This window comes from Actinoplanes octamycinicus (assembly GCF_014205225.1).
GTDB classification, from domain to species: domain Bacteria; phylum Actinomycetota; class Actinomycetes; order Mycobacteriales; family Micromonosporaceae; genus Actinoplanes; species Actinoplanes octamycinicus.
The window spans coordinates 8842875-8859232 of sequence record NZ_JACHNB010000001.1; the positions used below are offsets into that span (position 1 = coordinate 8842875).

Sequence of the window (16358 nt, forward strand, 5' to 3'; positions counted from 1 at the left end):
TGCTCCCGGCACCCCTCTGTCAAGGGGTTGGTGTGGGGGATGTTTTAGGGTGGTGGTTGGCGGGTCCGGGTTGTGACTTTTCCGAAGTGTCGATCTTGGGGTTTGGGTCGGCCGCGCTGGAGTTTCGAGTCGCCCCCGTGTGTCCTCCCGGATCCGTCGCCGGGGTTGTTGCGGCTGCCGCGTCTTTGATCATTTGTCGGTAGACGGTGTCGGACAGGCGTCGTTTCAACGCTCGCATGGCTTCCATCGCGGTTTTGCCTTCGGCGCGTTTGTGCTGGTAATAGGCGCGTGCGGGGGTGTCGTAGCGGAGCTGGGTGATGACCATGATGTGCAGGACCCGGTTGATGCGCCGGTTCCCGGCCCGGTTGAGCCGGTGATGGTGATGGTCGCCGGAGGACACGTCGATGGGGGCGGTGCCGTTCCAGGTGGCGAAGTGTCCGCGGGTCGGGAAGCGGTGGATGTCGCCGATGTCGCCGAGCAGGCGGGCGGCGCCGGAGGGGCCGATGCCGTTGAGGCTGGTCAGCTGGGTGCCGGTGGCGGCCAGCACGGTCGTCAGCTGCCGGTTGGCTGCTTTGATCTTGGTGTCCAGGGTGGTGAGCTCGTCGACCAGGTCGCCGGCCAGCTGATAGCGGGTGGCGGTGACGATGTCGCCGGCCGGGACGCTGACGCGTTCGAGCAGGGTGCGGGCCTGGTCGGTGGTCAGGTTCTTCTTCGCGCCGCCGGGGATCAGTTCGAGCAGTAGCTGGTGCAGCCGGTTGATGGTCTCGGTGCGGGTGGCGCCGAGCTGGTCGCGGCGGTCGGCCAGCAGCCGCAGCGCGACGGTGGCGCCGTCGGCACGAACCTGGTGCAGGCCCGGGGTGCGTAGCGCTGTCACGGCGATGTGGTGGGCGTCGTGACCGTCGGTTTTGCGGCCGTGGCCGGTGTCGAAGTTGCGGGCTTTCGCGGCGAGTTTCGCCGGGACGTCCAGCACGGTTTCGCCGTCGGCGACCAGCCGCTGGGCCAGGTGCCGGCCGATGCCGTTACAGCCCTCGACCGCCCACACCCGGCCGGCGTGACGGCGGCCGGCAGCGAGCAGCTGCTGGTAGCCGCCGGTGTCGGTGCCGTACCTACCGCGGGCCAGTACCTGTTCACGCTCGTTGATGATCTCGATCGTCGCGGACCGCTTGTGCGGATCGACCCCAATGATCAGCTGACCCATCGTCGGTAACCTTCCCGTCGTCGCAGCACACAACGCCGGCGGGAGGGCATCGCTACTTACAGCTGGGCAAACCCCTCTCAAGCCACTCCGCGCCACGGTGACCGGCAGGGTTCAAGCCGGGAGAAAGCCACACCCCGCCATCTGAGTGGGCAGCGCGGGCCTGAGAATCCCTACCGATCACCTCGACCAAGCCTGGCCGGGCCGCGGTCGTACATCAATTCTCTTTAAGTAGCGCGGGCCGGGCCCGGCGATCTGGCCGCTGCGCGTCCATAACAATCGCCGCCCCCTTCAAGGCCCGTGGGTGGTCCCACAAACCCCCAACCCGCGACGCCCGCCCGTACCACGGCCCGAATCGCGCCCAACGGCCTCGGCTGGCTTCCAGGGGTGCCTCAAGACACTTGAGGCACCCCTGGAAGCCAGCCGACAACCGCACGACACGCCACCCCCGACCGCCTTGCGAGTCCAGCTGGTCGACACGGGTGTCTCAAGACGCTTGAAGCACCCCTGGAAGCCAGCCGACAACCGCGCGACGCGCCACCGCCACCACCCCCGACCGCCCTGCGAGTCCGGCTGGTCGACACGGGTGTCTCAAGACGCCTGAAGCACCCCTGGAAACCAGCCGACAATCGCACGACGCGCCACCGCCACCACCCCCGACCGCCTTGCGGGTTGAGCTGGTCGGCAGGGGTGTGTGCGAGGCCTCAAGGCACGTGGCACCGGGCCGGAACACGGTCTCCGTGGAGCAGGCCGCCCCTTGCTGACCAGCCGCGACCTGGTAGCGCGCTGCGGAGCGCGGGAGCGGCGTCATCGCGGGTGGGACGGTGAGCCCGGGTCAGCGCGGGAGCGGCGTCATCGCGGGTAGGACGGTGAGCCCGGGTCAGCGCGGGAGCGGCGCCATCGCGGGTGGGACGGTGAGCCCGGGTCAGCGCGGGAGCGACGTCATTACGGGTGGGACCGTGAGCCCGAGGTAGCGCGGTAGCGGGTCAGTCCGGGGCGAGCAGGACGGCGGGTCAGGTGACGGTCAGGGCGACGGCGGTGGCGTTGTCGTGGCCGCCGGCCTGGAGGGTGGCGTCCAGCAGGGACTGGACGACGGTGCGGGGTGGGACGGCGGCCATGACATGGGCGAGCTGCTGGTAGGAGAGCTGGCCGGAGACGCCGTCGGTGCAGAGCAGCAGGCGGTCGCCGGGGTGCAGGGGGACGTCGAGGATGTCCGGGTCCGGCTGGTCGGGGTGGCCCGTGTAGCGGGTCAGGCGGTACCCGTCGGCTTCGGCTCGGGGGTCGGTGGCGGCGTACCAGCCGTGGGTGAGGCCGAGCCAGGCGATCGTGTGGTCGACGGTGAGCAGTTCGAGCAGGCCGGCGCGGAGGCGGTAGGCGCGGGAGTCGCCGAGCTGCACGATCCGGGCGGCGGCGTCGTCGCCCGGGACGCCGGCCAGCGCGGTCAGCGTGCAACCGGTGAGGTCGCGGAGGGTGCGGGCCTTCTGCCGTACGCGGGAATGGGCCTCCTGGACAGCGGCCCGCAGCGCGGCCGGGTCCGGACCGGCGAACCGGGTCGCGAAGGTCTCCACCGCGATGCGGCCGGCGGCCGCGCTCCCCTCCCCCGCGCCCATCCCGTCGGCGACGATCGCCAGCGGCCGGTCGGCGTCCAGGTGCAGCACGTCGTAGTTGCGGTCGTAGCGATGCCCGGTCACGCTGCCGGCCGCCGCGGTCACGACCCGGCCGCCGAACCGCCACACCGCCTCGCCGATCACCTCAGCACCGCCGTGCCGACCAGGGACGCACCGGCGACAGACGGCGGGGCGGTAACGCCGGCCCGGACAGACTGCCCACCGGAAATGCCCGGAATGCCGCGCCGGGCAGACTGCGCAAGGGAAAGGGCCGGAACGCCGACCTCGGCAAACTGCGCAAGAGAAAGGGCTGGAACGCCGACCCCGGCAGACTGCGCAAGGGAAAGGGCCGGAACGCCGACCCCGGCAGACTGCGCGAGAGAAAGGGCGGGAAGGCTGGGCCGGGCAGGCTGCGCGAGGGTAGCGGCGGGAACGTAAGGCCGGGCAGGCGGCGGCGGGGTCACGGGACTGCGGGGCTGGGGAGGTGGGGGGCGGGCGGCGGCGACCAGGGCCTCCGGCTCGTCGGCGTGGAAGCGGATCTGGCTGACCGACTCGCCGCGGGTCTTGCGGACCGGGACGGTGAGCGGCTCGGTGAGGCGGATGTCGACGCTGGTCTGGCTGGCCATGCCGAGGGACAGCACCCCGTCCTCCAGCTGGGTCTGGCCGCCCGGCGGCATCGAGCGGCGGCGCACGTCGATCGCCGCGATCTGATCCCAGCGCAGCGGCAGGTCGAGGGTGAGGCTGTTGCGGATCCGCAGGCCGGACGGGCCGACCAGGTGCTGGTGCACGTGCATGGTGGCGAGCAGGCCGACCATCCAGACCAGGCCGTAGACGCCGATGGCGAGCGCGGCGAGCCGGACCGGCTCCCAGGGCACGATCAGGTGCAGGATCGGCACCTCGATGGCGGAGACAACGAGCAGGACGCCGAGGATCAGGTTGACCGCGCGATGGTAGGTGAAGCGCTGCGCGCCGGGCTCGATCGGGACCGGGCGCCGGAAGACCCAGCGGTAGAGCGCGGCCCACAGCCGCAGCTCGTAGACGACCACGAAGCGGATCAGCTTGATCATGAGGTCACCCCCGGTTGATGGGTCAGGCCGAGGCCGTGCAGCGTGTGCAGGACGTCGTCGAGGCCGGCGACCAGCCCGTCGAAGCGCTCGGCCGGCATGTGCGCGAACAGCTGCCTGCCGAACTCGCGCTGCTGGGCGGCCGTCTCGTCGAGCAGCGCGGCGCCCCGGTCGGTGCAGGTCACTAGTGCGGCGCGGCGGTCGGTGGGGTGCGGCTCGCGGGTGACCAGGCCGCCGGCGACCAGCCCGTCGACCAGCCCGGTGACCGCCCGCGGGGTCACCCGGAGCGCCTCGGCGAGGACGTGCTGCGGGCTGGGGCCGAGCGAGCGCAGCGTCCAGAGCAGCGTCATCCGGGAGACCGAGAGGCCCTGCGCGGCGAGGCTTTTCGTCATGTCCTCGTGGAGCAGCACGACCAGCTCCAGGATCCGGTCGAGCGCCCCGGCGTACCGCTGGTCCTGGTCCATGCCCTTACCCTACTTCATCGTGTAGGGCCTTCACAATCTAAGGAAAAAGGAACCCCCACCCCGGGCATGATCGGGGTGGGGGTCCGGTCTAGCTCAGCGGCGTCACAGCGCCGGGTAGGCGTTCGCCATCAGCTGCTGGAACTGGGCGGAGAACCAGGCGCCGGAGATCGGCGCGTTCGGCAGGGCACCGCTCATGCTGTTGCCGTTGCGGGCGTTACCGGTGTAGGTCGGGTCGCACATCCGGTCGAAGCCCTTGCCCTCGTCGTTCGGGATCAGCGAGGACGAGCCGTCCGACTCACCCGGGGGCTTCACCCAGACGTAGGCGTCGATACCGGAGGCCGGGGCGGCCTTCGGACGCTCACCGAGACCGGCACCGGCCTGGTTGCACCAGTTGCCGGCGTGGAGCCGGCGGTCGATGCGCGACTCGTTGACGTAGGTGTTGACGTCGGTCGAGCTGCTCGCCTTGGTGGGCCGGGCCGAGCCGCCCCAGCCGTTGCGCGAGGTGTCGATCAGCATGCCGATGTTGCTGTTGAAGCCGATCGAGACCAGCTTCTGCCGGAACGCCTGGGCGAACGTCAGCTCATCGGAGTACTGGTTCCAGTCGAGCCACTTGGACTGCCGGATGTTCTGGCCACCGACCGTGACGGTCGGCTGGATGTACGGCTCCTGCAGCGCCGAGTAGTTCGCCGTGTTGGTGATGAACCCGGTGACGTTGTTGACGCTGCCGGAGGCCTTGGCGGCCTGCAGCATGATGTCCGCGACCGGGCCGAAGTTCGAGTCCCAGCCGATCCAGCCGTGGTGAGCGGCGTCCACGTAGTTGTAGACGTTGCCGATCGCGCCCAGCTTGTTCAGGGCGTAACCGACACCCTGCACGTACCCGCCGTTGGCCTTCATCGTGTCGCACATCGCCGTGCCGCCGGCGTTGCCGGAGGTGTTGGTGACGATGTTCGGCAGCGAGTCGATCTCGACGACGTTGATGATGCGCAGGTTCTTGTACTTCGCGTCGCCCTCGATCGCCGCGATCGGGTCGATGTACTCCGACTTGTAACGCGGCAGGTCGTCCGGACCGAGCTCACCGTTGGAGGCGAGCGCGGAACAGTCCCGGCCGGGCAGGTTGTAGATCACGAACTGGATGTAGCCGGCACCCTGGGCGAGGGCCGCGTCCAGGTGGTCACGGACGCCCATCGAGCCGTTCGAGCTGCTGTTGTCGGTGCCCTCGATGGCGGCGATCCGGTCCAGCCAGACCGCGGTCGGGTTGCTCGACACCCGGCTGCCACCGGGCTCGGCGTCGGCCTTCGCCTTCCACTCCGGGTTGACGTAGCCCTTGACCCCCGCGTACGGGTTGTCCACCTTGACGCCCGGGTCGGTGGGGGTCGACACGCTGGCAGACGGGCTGGGCGGCGTCGACACCGAGGGCGAGCCGGGGTTCGACGGCGACGGCGAGTTCGGGACCGAGCCGGTGCAGGCGACGCCGTTGAGCTTGAACGTCGACGGCGCCGTGTTGGTGCCCGAGTAGTTCGCGTTGAAGCCGAAGTTCGCCGTGGCGTTGGTGCCGAGCGAGGCGGACCACGACGGGTTCACCGCGGTGACGTTCTGCCCGGACTGGGTGATCGTGGCGCTCCAGCCCTGGGTGATCGTCTGGTTCCCGGGGAAGGCCCAGGTGAGGTTCCAGCCGCCGGAGATCGGGTCACCGAGGTTGGTGACCGTCACGTTGCCGGTGAAACCAGTGCTCCACTGGTTCACCGAGTAGTCGACGCGACAACCGGCGGCGGCACTGGCGTCGGTCGCGACCGCGACCGCACCGGCGCCGGCCACGACACTCACGGCGGCGGCTGCCGTGAGGGCGCGGGCCCGGGGGGAAATGGGTCTCATCAGGACTCCTCGAGACGTACGGCGGACGCCAATGATCAGCGCCGATGGGAGCGACGGCCGACATATCGGTGGGGATCGTTGGCCGACGCGGACAGCATTACATGGGAGCGCTCCCAGCGCAATGATCCGGAAACACTTGGGCAACTGCCTGTTCACCGCGCCCGGACGTGGTGCAACAGCCGCCGTCCCGGCGGCCACAACCGGATGTGACGATGCGGAGCATGACCAGCGGACCGGGCGGCGACGAGGACGTCGGGGACCTCTTCGACCGGCACGCGCGGGCCGTCTACAACCACGCCTTCCGGCTCACCGGCTCCTGGTCGCTGGCCGAGGAGATCACCCAGCGGACCTTCCTCACCGCCTGGCAGCGGCGCGCCGACATCCGCCTGGTCGACGGCTCGCCGCTGCCCTGGCTGCTGGTCACCGCCGGCCACCACGCCCGCACCGAGCAGCGCACGCTGACCCGCTGGCGCAACCGGCTGCTGCGCTCCCCCACCGCCGGCACCGAGGCCGACCCGGCCGACGACGTGGCCGGGCGGCTCGACGACGAACGCCGGATGCGCGCCGTGCTGGCCGCGGTCGGCAGGCTGCCGCGGGCCGAGCGGGAGGCGGTCGCGCTCTGCCTCTGGTCCGGCGTCGGCTATCCGGAGGCGGCCGCGGTCCTCGGCGTCACCGAGACCGCCGTCCGCAGCCGGGTCAGCCGCGCCCGCGCCCGCCTCACCCGCCTGCTCACCGAGTCCCCCGAGCCCACCACCGGCCCTCCCGTCGCCGGCCCTTCCACCACCGGCCCCACCGAGCCCTCACCCGGCTCCGCCACCGCCGGTCCCGCCCGACCGCCGACCAGCCCTGCCGTCGCCGGCTCCGTCCCGCCCGCCGACGCCCGCACGGGCCCGCTGGCCCCTGGCCGGTCCCGAGCCGCCGGAACCGCCGGCCGGCCCCGACCCGCCCGGACCACGCTCACCGAGACCCCGGAGGCAAGCCGATGATCACCGACCTGGAACCGCCGGCCGAGCGTGACCTGCCGCCGGCCCGGGCCGCCCAGCTGCGCGCGTCGCTGCTACGTCGGACCCAGACCCGGACTCCGATCCGGCACCGGCGCGGGCTCCGGCTCGCGGTCGCCGCGACCCTCACGGTCGCTGCCGCCTTCGGCGTTCTTTGGGTACGCCCACAGCCCCTCCCCACCACCCTGGCGATGGGCCCCGGCGAGCTGAGCGGCTCCCTGCGCACCGTGGTCGACGGCTGCCTGGCCAGCCGGGCGACGTTCGGCCGGACCGCGGACGAGTACCGGGCGAGCGCCGGACTGCCGCCGGAACCGGACTTCCCGGTCGCCGCGCGGGACGTGGCGGTCGCCGCCGAGGCCGACGGTCGCGCGCTGGCCCTGTTCCTCACCGGCCGGGGCTACCTCGCGTGCGGTTCGGAACAGCACCGCAACCCGATCACCGGCCTGCGCAGCGAACCCAGCGGCGGCCTCGCCGGCGACGAGTGGGGCGCGTCGCGGGACTGGCTGCCCGGCCCGGTGCAGGTGCTCTTCCTCAGCTCCTCGGACGAGGAAGCCGGCCAGGTCACCGCGGCCGGCCGGGTGAGCCCGCGGGTGGCGCGGCTGATCGTCGACGACGGTTCCGGCCGCACCTTCCGGGCCCGGCTCGCCGACGGCGCCTTCGGCCTGCTGATCACCGAGCCGCTCGACCCCGGCGCCCGCCTGATCGGCTACGACGCGGCCGGCGAGGTCGTCTTCGAGGGCCCGCTCTTCGAAGGCGCCTTCGCCCGCGTCAAGACCTGCTACACCGACGACACCGGCCGGATCGTCTACCGCCCCGACGACCCCGGCGAGCCCACCGGCAAGTGCCTCCCCGCCGAACCCTGGCGGCACTGAGCGAGCCGGCACCCGCGTCGCCTCCGCGAGCGGCGACCTGTCGGCCCGGCCACGACGATGACCTCGGGGACGGTCACGGTGCCGCGGGACCGGGGTTCGATCTCCGGAACCACCCGCGGACAGTGCAGGGAGTGGCGATCGCTCTGGACGCGCCAGCGGCCAGATCGCCACTCCCGGCTCGCGCGGGAGCATGCGGTCCGCACCACGGCGGACGCGCGCCTATGAAATTTTGAGGGTGTTCTCAGCGATCCTGAAGTTGATCTTCGGAGCGATCCGGCGATCGGCTCGGGATGCGCTCGATCCGGGACAGGACCTCGCTCAGGATCGTCGTGGCGGCGCTGGGGAGCAGCACGTCCGCGTGCGCGTAGCGCCCCTCCGGCGTGAACGGGTTGGGGATCGCGACGCACCGCAGCCCGGCGGCCTGCGCGGCGTCCACCCCGTGCGGGCTGTCCTCGAACGCCACCGCCCGGTCCGCGGACAACCCCAGCCGGTCCAGCGCCAACCGGTAGACCGCCGGGTCCGGCTTGTGCCCGGGGACCTCGTCGCCGCAGGCCAGCACCTCGAAGCGGGCCAGGTCGCCGGTGCGCTGCAGGTGGCTGCGCACCCAGGAGCCGGGCGAGCTGCTCGCCACCGCCAGCCGCAACCCGCGCCGCTCGGCCTCGCCGAGCCAGGACGCGATCCCGGAGGACAGGCCGAGGGTGGCATGCACTTCTTCCCGGTACGCCATCCGGCGCGCGTGGCTGGCCGCGCGGTCGTAGCCGGCCCCGACCGCGCGGGCCAGCTCCGCGTAGCGCAGCTCGCTCACGTCCCCGCCGTGCTCGGCGAAGAACCCGGACTCGTCCAGCTCCAGGCCGTGCTGCCGCCACTCCCAGCGCCAGCTGTCCAGCAGCGTCCTCTCGGTGTCCATCAGCAGGCCGTCGAAGTCGAAGATGAGCGCCTCGATCGTCACCGCCGGATTATCCGTCACCGGGGCGGGGCGAGCCGGAGCGGGACGCAGTGCCCGGCGCGGGCGGCGGCGCACCAGGCGGTCACCGCGGCCCGGTCGGCGAAGTCACCGACCGCGAGCGTGAGCCAGGCGTCACCCGGGGCGCCGGCGCGGGCCAGGTCGGCGCCCCGGAGCAGGACCACCGGGTGCTCGTCGCCGGCCAGTTCGCGGCGGATCCGCTGGTGCTCGGCGAGGACCTCGGCCGGGCCGGGCCCGCCACGCGACGCACCCGAGGCGGTGGTCGCGGCGAGCTCGGCGGCGAACTGGCCGCGCAGGTCCAGGCCGGCCAGGTCGTCACGGCGGGTGAACTCCAGCTCGGCCAGCGGGCCGGCGTCGGAGGGGGGCCACGACTCCGGGCTCGGACCGAAACCGATCTGCGGCCGGGCCGCCACCGGCGCCAGCCGGACCGGCTCGGGACGGCCGGACCGGGCGAGCACGGCGGCGGCCACGGCGGCCGAGGCGACCGCCACCACCGCGGCGGCCAGGACGGCTTTCCGGAACGTCTGCACGGCACCTCCGGCTCGGCGGGGTTGCCCCGACGCTAACCGCCCACCGGGGCGAGTACCAGGGCATACCCGCCGTTCAGCCGTCCGGGTGGGCAACGAACCGCAACTGAACTGCGACCTGGCGGCGCGCCCGTGCCGCTCATCCCCGCCCGGCCGGTGCCGACCACTAAGACCATGAGCGTGGGCAGCGGATTGCAAACAGCCGGTCCTCTCCTGGAGACTCCCGGCGCCACGGCCGCACCGCCGGATCGGCAGGCGCTGTTGTTGGCGGAACTGATCAGCTTCATGACCAAGGACACCCCGTCCGTCCAGCACGTGCTGGACCTGATGACTCCGCACCTCACGGAGATCGCCGGGTTGACTGCGGCAACCGTCTTCGAGCTGGACTCGGAGTCCGGCATGATGGCCGGCACCGCGCAGTTCGGCGAGCCGGGCCGGCGGGACCAGATGGTCGCCGGCAAGGTCTTCCGGGCCGCGGCCGGCGGTCCGCCGGTGGTCAGCGGCCAGCAGATGGCGATCCGGCTGCGGATCGGCGGGCAGACCGTCGGCGTGCTGCTGCTCACCGGCGACCGGCTGGCCGAGCTGCGCCCGGAGACCATCTCGACGGTCGCGCTGCACTTCGCCACCACCCTGCAGGGCCTCTTCGCGGAGAAGGCCCGGCAGTTCGTGGCGCACACCAGCGCCACCATCCAGGAGCTGTTCGAGAAGGGGATGACGGCCGGCAGCGTGGAGGAGGCGGCCGAGCTGCTCACCCACTCGTGCGCCACCGCGTTCCGCACCGAGCACGCCGGGCTGCACCTGATCGACAACGACGGGCGGATCCGGTACGTCTACAGCGTCGGCTGCCCGGACGAGATCCGGCAGCAGCTGGAGGGCCACCTGGTCGGCAAGTCGGCGATCGAGTCGCCGGTCTGGCGCAGCACGGTCGAGTCCGGCGAGCCGGTGCTGGTCAACAACGCGGCCACCACCAAGACCCGGCCCGGTGGGATGGCGCAGACGCTCGGCCTGGGCTCGTTCATCGCGATGCCGCTGATGTCCGGGTTCGGCCCGGTCGGCATGGTGCTCTGCGGCGACTCGTCGGGCACCCGGGACTGGAGCGCCCGGGACCGGATCCTGGCCCAGCAGCTCGCCGCCGAAGGCGCGCTGATCATGGACAGCGCCCGGATGCGGCAGGCCAACCAGATGCACGTCGAGGAACTCACCCGGCAGGCCTTCCACGACTCGCTGACCGGCCTGCCCAACCGCAAGCACCTGCTGGACCGCGGCGAGCAGGCGGTCGAGGTCGCGATGGCCACCGGCACCCGGCTGGCCCTGCTGCTCCTCGACCTGAACGGCTTCAAGCAGGTCAACGACACCATCGGCCACCACGCCGGGGACATCCTGCTGCAGCTGGTCGGCAAGCGCCTGGACGGCCTGATCCGCAAACCGGACCTGGTCGCCCGGCTCGGCGGCGACGAGTTCTCGGTGCTGGTCACCGGCGACCCGAGCGACGAGGCCGCGGTCGAGGTCGGCGAGCGGATCTGCGCCCGCCTGCGCGAGCCGTTCGAGATCGACGGCCGCCCGGTCCAGATCGGCGCCAGCGTCGGCGTCGCCCTGTTCCCCCGCCACGCCACCGAGTTCGCCGCCCTGATGAAGGACGCCGACGCCTCGATGTACGAGGCCAAACGCAGCGGCGGCGGCGTCCACCTGACTCCCTGAGACCTCGTCCGCGCCGCCGGACGTGTCCGGGGACTCGCCGGATGTGCGTGTTTACCGTCTGTGGAAGGGCGGGTCCTAGACTTCGGCGCATGCTCACCATGCAGGAAGCTCTGGCCCGCCTGACGGCGTACTGGACGGAGCAGGGATGCCTGATCGTCCAGCCGATGAACACCGAGGTCGGAGCCGGCACCTTGAACCCGGCCACGTTCCTGCGGGTGCTCGGTCCCGAGCCGTGGCGGGTGGTCTACGTCGAGCCGTCGGTGCGGCCGGACGACTCACGGTACGGCGAGAACCCGAACCGGCTGCAGACGCACACCCAGCTGCAGGTGATCCTGAAGCCGGACCCGGGCAACCCGCAGGAGCTCTACCTGGGCAGCCTGGCCGCGCTCGGGATCGACGTGGCGGCGCACGACGTGCGGTTCGTCGAGGACAACTGGGCCTCCCCCGCGCTCGGCGCCTGGGGGCTGGGCTGGGAGGTCTGGCTGGACGGGCTGGAGATCACCCAGTTCACCTACTTCCAGCAGGCCGGCGGGCTGAACCTGGACCCGGTGTCGGTGGAGATCACCTACGGCATCGAGCGGATCATCATGGCGCTGCAGGACAAGCAGCACTTCAAGGAGATCGAGTACGCGCCGGGCGTCAGCTACGGCGAGGTCTTCGGCCAGGCCGAGTACGAGATGTCCCGCTACTACCTGGACGACGCCGACATCGAGGCGAACCGGCGGCTGCTGGAGCTGTACGCCGGCGAGGCGCAGCGGATGATCGACGCCGGGCTGCCGGTGCCCGCGCACAGCTACGTGCTCAAGTGCTCGCAGGCGTTCAACGTGCTGGACTCGCGCGGCGCGGTCTCCACCGCCGAGCGGGCCGCCGAGTTCGCCCGGATGCGCCGGCTCGCCGGTGAGGTCGCCAAGCTCTGGGTGGCCCGGCGCGGCGAGCTGGAGCACCCGCTCGGCCTGGTCAGCGCGCTGGAGCCGGCCCGTACCCCGGCCACCGCGCAGACCGGCGACCGGCCGCGCACGCTGGTCTTCGAGATCGGCGCCGAGGAGCTGCCGCCGGCCGAGCTGCGCAATGCCCGGGAGCAGCTGCTGCGCCTGGTCACCGAGGGGCTGGCCGGCACCCGGCTGGAGCACGGCGAGATCCGGGTGTTCGGCACGCCGCGGCGGCTGATCGCGGTGGTGCAGGCGGTGGCCGCCCGCGAAGAGGATCACGTGCGGACCGTGCGGGGCCCGAAGACGCAGGCGCCGGAGAAGGCGGTCGAGGGCTTCGCCCGCGGGCACGGGGTCACCCGGGACGAGCTGCAGGTCGAGGAGTTCAACGGCGTACCCCACCTGGTCCTGCGGCGCAACGAACCGGGACGCGCGGCACCGCAGGTCCTCGCCGACGTCCTGGCGAAGGTGGTCAGCGGCCTGCGGGCCGCCAAGAACATGCGGTGGAACGACCCGAAGCTGGCCTTCAGCCGTCCGCTGCGCTGGCTGACCGCGCTCTGGGGCGACGACGTGGTGCCGGTGGCGGTCTCCACCCTGGCGGCCGGCCGGGAGACCCGGCTGCTGCGCACCGCGGTCCCGCCGGTCGCCGGGATCGCCTCGGCCGAGACGTTCCTGGAGACGCTCGGGGTCAACGGCATCGTCGCCGACCACGAGGACCGGCGCGAGCTGATCGTGGTCGGCGCGCAGGACCTGGTCTACCCGGACGGCCGGATCGACGTGCGGGGCGAGGCCGCGCTGATCGACCAGATCACCGACCTGGTGGAGCAGCCGCTGCCGCTGCTCGGCACGTTCGACGAGGGTTACCTGACGCTGCCGGACGCGGTGCTCACCACGGTGATGCGCAAGCACCAGCGCTACCTGCCGGTCCGCGACGAGGACGGCAAGCTGCTGCCGATGTTCGTCACGGTGGCGAACGGGCCGGTCGACGTGGACCTGGTCCGCACCGGCAACGAGGCGGTGCTGCGCGCCCGCTACGAGGACGCCCGGTTCTTCTACCGCGCCGACCTGGACACCCCGCTCGCCGACATGAAGGCGAAGCTGGGCCGGCTCACCTTCACCGACAAGCTGGGCTCGATGGCCGACCGGGCGGGCCGGATCGGCGCGCTGGCCCGGCAGCTGGGCGACCGGCTCGGCCTCGGGTCGGCGGCCCTGGACCGGGCCGCCGAGCTGGTCAAGTTCGACCTGGGCTCGCAGCTGGTCACCGAGATGACCAGCCTGGCCGGGGTGATGGCGAAGGACTACGCGCTGCACGCCGGCGAGTCCCGGGCGGTCGCCGAGGCGGTCTTCGAGGCGGAGCTGCCGCGCAACACCGGCGACGCGCTGCCCCGGACCATCCCGGGCGCGCTGCTGTCCCTCGCCGACCGGCTCGACCTGGTGGCCGGGCTGGCCGCGACGGTGGGTCTGCCGACCGGCTCCAGCGACCCGTTCGCGGTGCGCCGCGCGGTGCTCGGCCTGCTCGCCGTGCACCGGTCCACCCCGGAGTTCGCCGCGCTGTCGCTGACCGAGGCGCTGGAGCTGGCCGCGGCCGCGCAGCCGGTGCCGGTCGCATCGGAGGTGCGCGCGGCGGTGGCCGACTTCCTGGCGAAGCGGCTGGAGCAGGCACTGACCGAGGAAGGGCAGCCGATCGACCGGGTGCGGGCGGTGCTGCCGCACTTCGCCCGGCCGTCGGTCGCCGACTCGCTGCTGGCGCAGCTCGCCGCCGCGGCCGGGGACGCGACGTTCGCCTCGGTCGCGGCCGCGATCCTGCGGGCGCGGCGGATCGTTCCGGAGGGCACCCCTTCGGCGTACGACGTCAGCGTCCTCAAGGAGCCCGCCGAGCTCGCCCTGCACGAGGCGGTCAGCGCCGTCTCCCTCCCGCCCGCCCCGGACCTGCCGCGCTTCGTGGCCGCCACCACCGGGCTGGTCGGCCCGGTCAGCACGTTCTTCGACGACGTGCTGGTGATGGCCGAGGACCCGGACATCCGGGCCGCCCGGCTGGGCCTGCTGGCCAGGGTCCGCGACCTCGGCGACGGCCTGCTGGACTGGCCGCAGCTGCGCCTCTGACCCGCTTTTCCCCGACCGGCCGCCGCTCTCGTCCGATGAGCGGCGGCCGGCTTTCTCCACCCTTTTTCCGGACCGGCGCATTGTCAAGGACGGCGTTCGCGAGGTGAATTTCAGGTTAACTGCGACTTTACAGAAGATGATGTGATGGTGAACGTAAGGGTTGTTCTGCCAGGTCAGAGCACTCTTCCCGGTTTGCCGAAAAGGGTCTAGCCTGACCGGACCGCATTCCCGGGAGGACCCTTCAATGAGCACAACAATCATCAGGGCAATTCTTGGATCGACCACCGCTACGGCATTGGTGGCCGCCGTTCTCGCCGCGCCGGCCACGGCAGCCGCACCGGACACCGCGGGCGCGACCGTGTTCTTCCCCAACCCCGTGCAGCAGCTCGGCGACCAGTCCCTGACCGACCGGAAGGACGCCGACTACCCGGCGCTGGCCCCGGCGTACCGGCGGGTGACCCTCGCTCACCTGGACGGTTCCGGCACGCTGACCGGAACCTACGTCGCCGTGAAGAGCAAGACCGGCAAGCCGGCCCGCGCGGTGAACGGCGCCTTCCCGGACTGGCACCGGGACGTGGACCAGTTCGAGCAGGTGATGGGCTACTACTGGGTGGACACCGCCCAGGCGTACCTGCAGTCGCTGGGCTTCGGCAGCACGCTGCGGCCGGTCAACCAGCGGCAGATCGAGCTGCGCATCGATCAGTACGGCGGGGACAACTCGTTCTTCCGCGACGACAAGGCGAACATCACCCTCGGCAAGGGCGGCGTGGACGACGCCGAGGACGCCGAGGTGATCGTCCACGAGTACGGTCACTCGGTCCAGGACGGCCAGGTGCCCGGCTTCGGCACCACCCTGGAGTCCGGCTCGATCGGCGAGGGCTTCTCCGACTACCTGGCCGTCGCCGTGACGAGTTGGGCCACCGGCCGACCCACCCGGACACCGGAGGCGTGCGTCGCCGACTGGGACGCGGTCGCCTACACCGGCACGGCGCCGCACTGCCTGCGCCGGCTGGACGGCGCCAAGGTCTACCCCGCCGACGTCGCCGGTGAGGTGCACGCGGACGGCGAGATCTGGTCGGCCGCGCTGTGGGACATCCGCACCGCTCTGGGCGACCGGACGGCCACCACGCTGATCGTCGACGCCCAGTTCGGCTTCGCCCCGGACACCTCGTTCCACGACGCCGCGCTGGCCACCGTGGCCGCGGCCGACCGGCTCCACGGCCCGGCCGTGGCGGCGACGACCCGCGCCGCCTTCACCCGCCGCGGCATCCTCTGACGGCCACCGAAGCTGCCGACCGGCCGCTGGTCAGGCCGGGCGGAGGGCGCGCGGGCGCGGGCGGCCCCGGATGATCCACTCGGCGACGGCGATGTTGATCGCCCAGCCGGCGACCATGGCGATCGCGCGGCCGGTCATGCCGGGGGTCACGCCGGCGAGGGCGAACGGCAGGTGGGTGAGGACCTGCGTGCCGGCGCCCAGGGCGAGGGCGTAGGCGCGGATCATCCAGGCCCGGTGCGCCGCGATGTCCCGGCGGCGGACGGTGACCACGGCCAGGACCAGGGCGGTCAGCATCGCGGCGCCGACGATCAGCCGGGCCGCCTCGACGACCAGGCCGTCGACCGGCGGGACGTCGTAGCCCACCGCCATCCACATGCCGCTGACCGCGACGACCAGGCCGGCCGCGGCCAGGACCCGGCCGGCCCAGCGGTGCCAGCGAAGGTGCCGCCGCCGGAACGCCGGCGCGAACTGGAACGCGCCGGCCAGGCTGTAGAGGACGGCGGCGACGATGTGCGCCACCACCGGCACCGGCATGTCGAAGAAGCGCGCGTTCTCCGCGGTGACCGGCGCGCCGGTGGCCAGCTGGCCGAGCCGGGCGGCGCCGGCGATCGAGGGCACCAGGCCGAGCGCGATCAGCGCCGCCGGGATCCGCCACCCACCCCGTCGTCGCCTCCGCGCGATGTCGCGTGCCGGGCCGCGTGCCACGTTCGTCGTCATGCCTCGATCGTCGCGGCCGGGACCCTCCCGGATCGCCCGTCCCGAGGCCGCCGGTAGCCGTTCTCCGGACCG

13 protein-coding genes are annotated in these 16358 nt (G+C 72.4%); 5 read left to right on the forward strand and 8 right to left on the reverse strand.

Annotated elements, in window-relative coordinates; all coding sequences use genetic code 11:
* Positions 1-19 precede the first annotated feature (19 nt).
* The 5 genes from BJY16_RS40040 to BJY16_RS40060 all read right to left on the reverse strand — a co-directional run bounded on the left by BJY16_RS40040 (position 20) and on the right by BJY16_RS40060 (position 6202).
* A complete protein-coding gene (locus tag BJY16_RS40040) occupies positions 20-1198 on the reverse strand; it encodes an IS110 family RNA-guided transposase (RefSeq protein ID WP_185038372.1) in 1179 nt (392 codons plus the stop codon).
* A 1010-nt stretch (positions 1199-2208) separates the two neighbouring features.
* Positions 2209-2946 carry a PP2C family protein-serine/threonine phosphatase gene (locus tag BJY16_RS40045; RefSeq protein ID WP_203759444.1) on the reverse strand — a complete coding sequence of 246 codons (738 nt, stop codon included), beginning with the start codon at positions 2944-2946 and terminating at the stop codon, positions 2209-2211.
* Positions 2943-3869 carry a hypothetical protein gene (locus BJY16_RS40050; protein WP_185044734.1) on the reverse strand — a complete coding sequence of 309 codons (927 nt, stop codon included), beginning with the start codon at positions 3867-3869 and terminating at the stop codon, positions 2943-2945. Before BJY16_RS40050 ends, BJY16_RS40045 begins: the two co-directional genes overlap by 4 nt.
* Positions 3866-4330 (reverse strand): MarR family winged helix-turn-helix transcriptional regulator, encoded by a 465-nt coding sequence (locus BJY16_RS40055; protein ID WP_185044735.1) that lies wholly within the window; start codon positions 4328-4330, stop codon positions 3866-3868. Before BJY16_RS40055 ends, BJY16_RS40050 begins: the two co-directional genes overlap by 4 nt.
* 102 nt (positions 4331-4432) lie before the next feature.
* Positions 4433-6202 (reverse strand): glycoside hydrolase family 6 protein, encoded by a 1770-nt coding sequence (locus BJY16_RS40060; RefSeq protein WP_185044736.1) that lies wholly within the window; start codon positions 6200-6202, stop codon positions 4433-4435.
* Between the two features lie 221 nt (positions 6203-6423).
* On the opposite strand from BJY16_RS40060, the gene BJY16_RS40065 reads away from it, so the two are divergent.
* A complete protein-coding gene (locus BJY16_RS40065) occupies positions 6424-7188 on the forward strand; it encodes an RNA polymerase sigma factor (protein WP_260418365.1) in 765 nt (254 codons plus the stop codon).
* Positions 7185-8075, forward strand: coding sequence for a hypothetical protein (locus BJY16_RS40070; RefSeq protein WP_185044738.1), 891 nt, complete (start codon positions 7185-7187; stop codon positions 8073-8075). Before BJY16_RS40065 ends, BJY16_RS40070 begins: the two co-directional genes overlap by 4 nt.
* A gap of 241 nt (positions 8076-8316) precedes the next feature.
* Here BJY16_RS40070 and BJY16_RS40075 read toward each other — a convergent pair whose 3' ends face one another.
* The gene (locus tag BJY16_RS40075; protein WP_185044739.1) at positions 8317-9024 is read right to left on the reverse strand and encodes an HAD family hydrolase; all 708 of its coding nucleotides are present in this window, start codon (positions 9022-9024) and stop codon (positions 8317-8319) included.
* 14 nt (positions 9025-9038) lie between these two features.
* Positions 9039-9569 carry a hypothetical protein gene (locus tag BJY16_RS40080; protein WP_185044740.1) on the reverse strand — a complete coding sequence of 177 codons (531 nt, stop codon included), beginning with the start codon at positions 9567-9569 and terminating at the stop codon, positions 9039-9041.
* 282 nt (positions 9570-9851) lie between these two features.
* Here BJY16_RS40080 and BJY16_RS40085 point away from each other — a divergent pair, with 282 nt between their 5' ends.
* The 3 genes from BJY16_RS40085 (at position 9852) to BJY16_RS40095 (ending at position 15569) form a co-directional block, all read left to right on the forward strand.
* The gene (locus BJY16_RS40085) at positions 9852-11264 is read left to right on the forward strand and encodes a sensor domain-containing diguanylate cyclase (RefSeq protein WP_239178058.1); all 1413 of its coding nucleotides are present in this window, start codon (positions 9852-9854) and stop codon (positions 11262-11264) included.
* Positions 11265-11353: 89 nt separating this feature from the next.
* Positions 11354-14293, forward strand: coding sequence for a glycine--tRNA ligase (locus BJY16_RS40090; RefSeq protein ID WP_185044741.1), 2940 nt, complete (start codon positions 11354-11356; stop codon positions 14291-14293).
* 244 nt (positions 14294-14537) lie between these two features.
* The gene (locus BJY16_RS40095) at positions 14538-15569 is read left to right on the forward strand and encodes a M36 family metallopeptidase (protein WP_185044742.1); all 1032 of its coding nucleotides are present in this window, start codon (positions 14538-14540) and stop codon (positions 15567-15569) included.
* A gap of 30 nt (positions 15570-15599) precedes the next feature.
* Here the strand turns inward: BJY16_RS40095 and BJY16_RS40100 are convergent, their stop codons facing one another.
* Positions 15600-16286 (reverse strand): DUF2306 domain-containing protein, encoded by a 687-nt coding sequence (locus BJY16_RS40100; protein WP_185044743.1) that lies wholly within the window; start codon positions 16284-16286, stop codon positions 15600-15602.
* Positions 16287-16358: the final 72 nt, after the last annotated feature.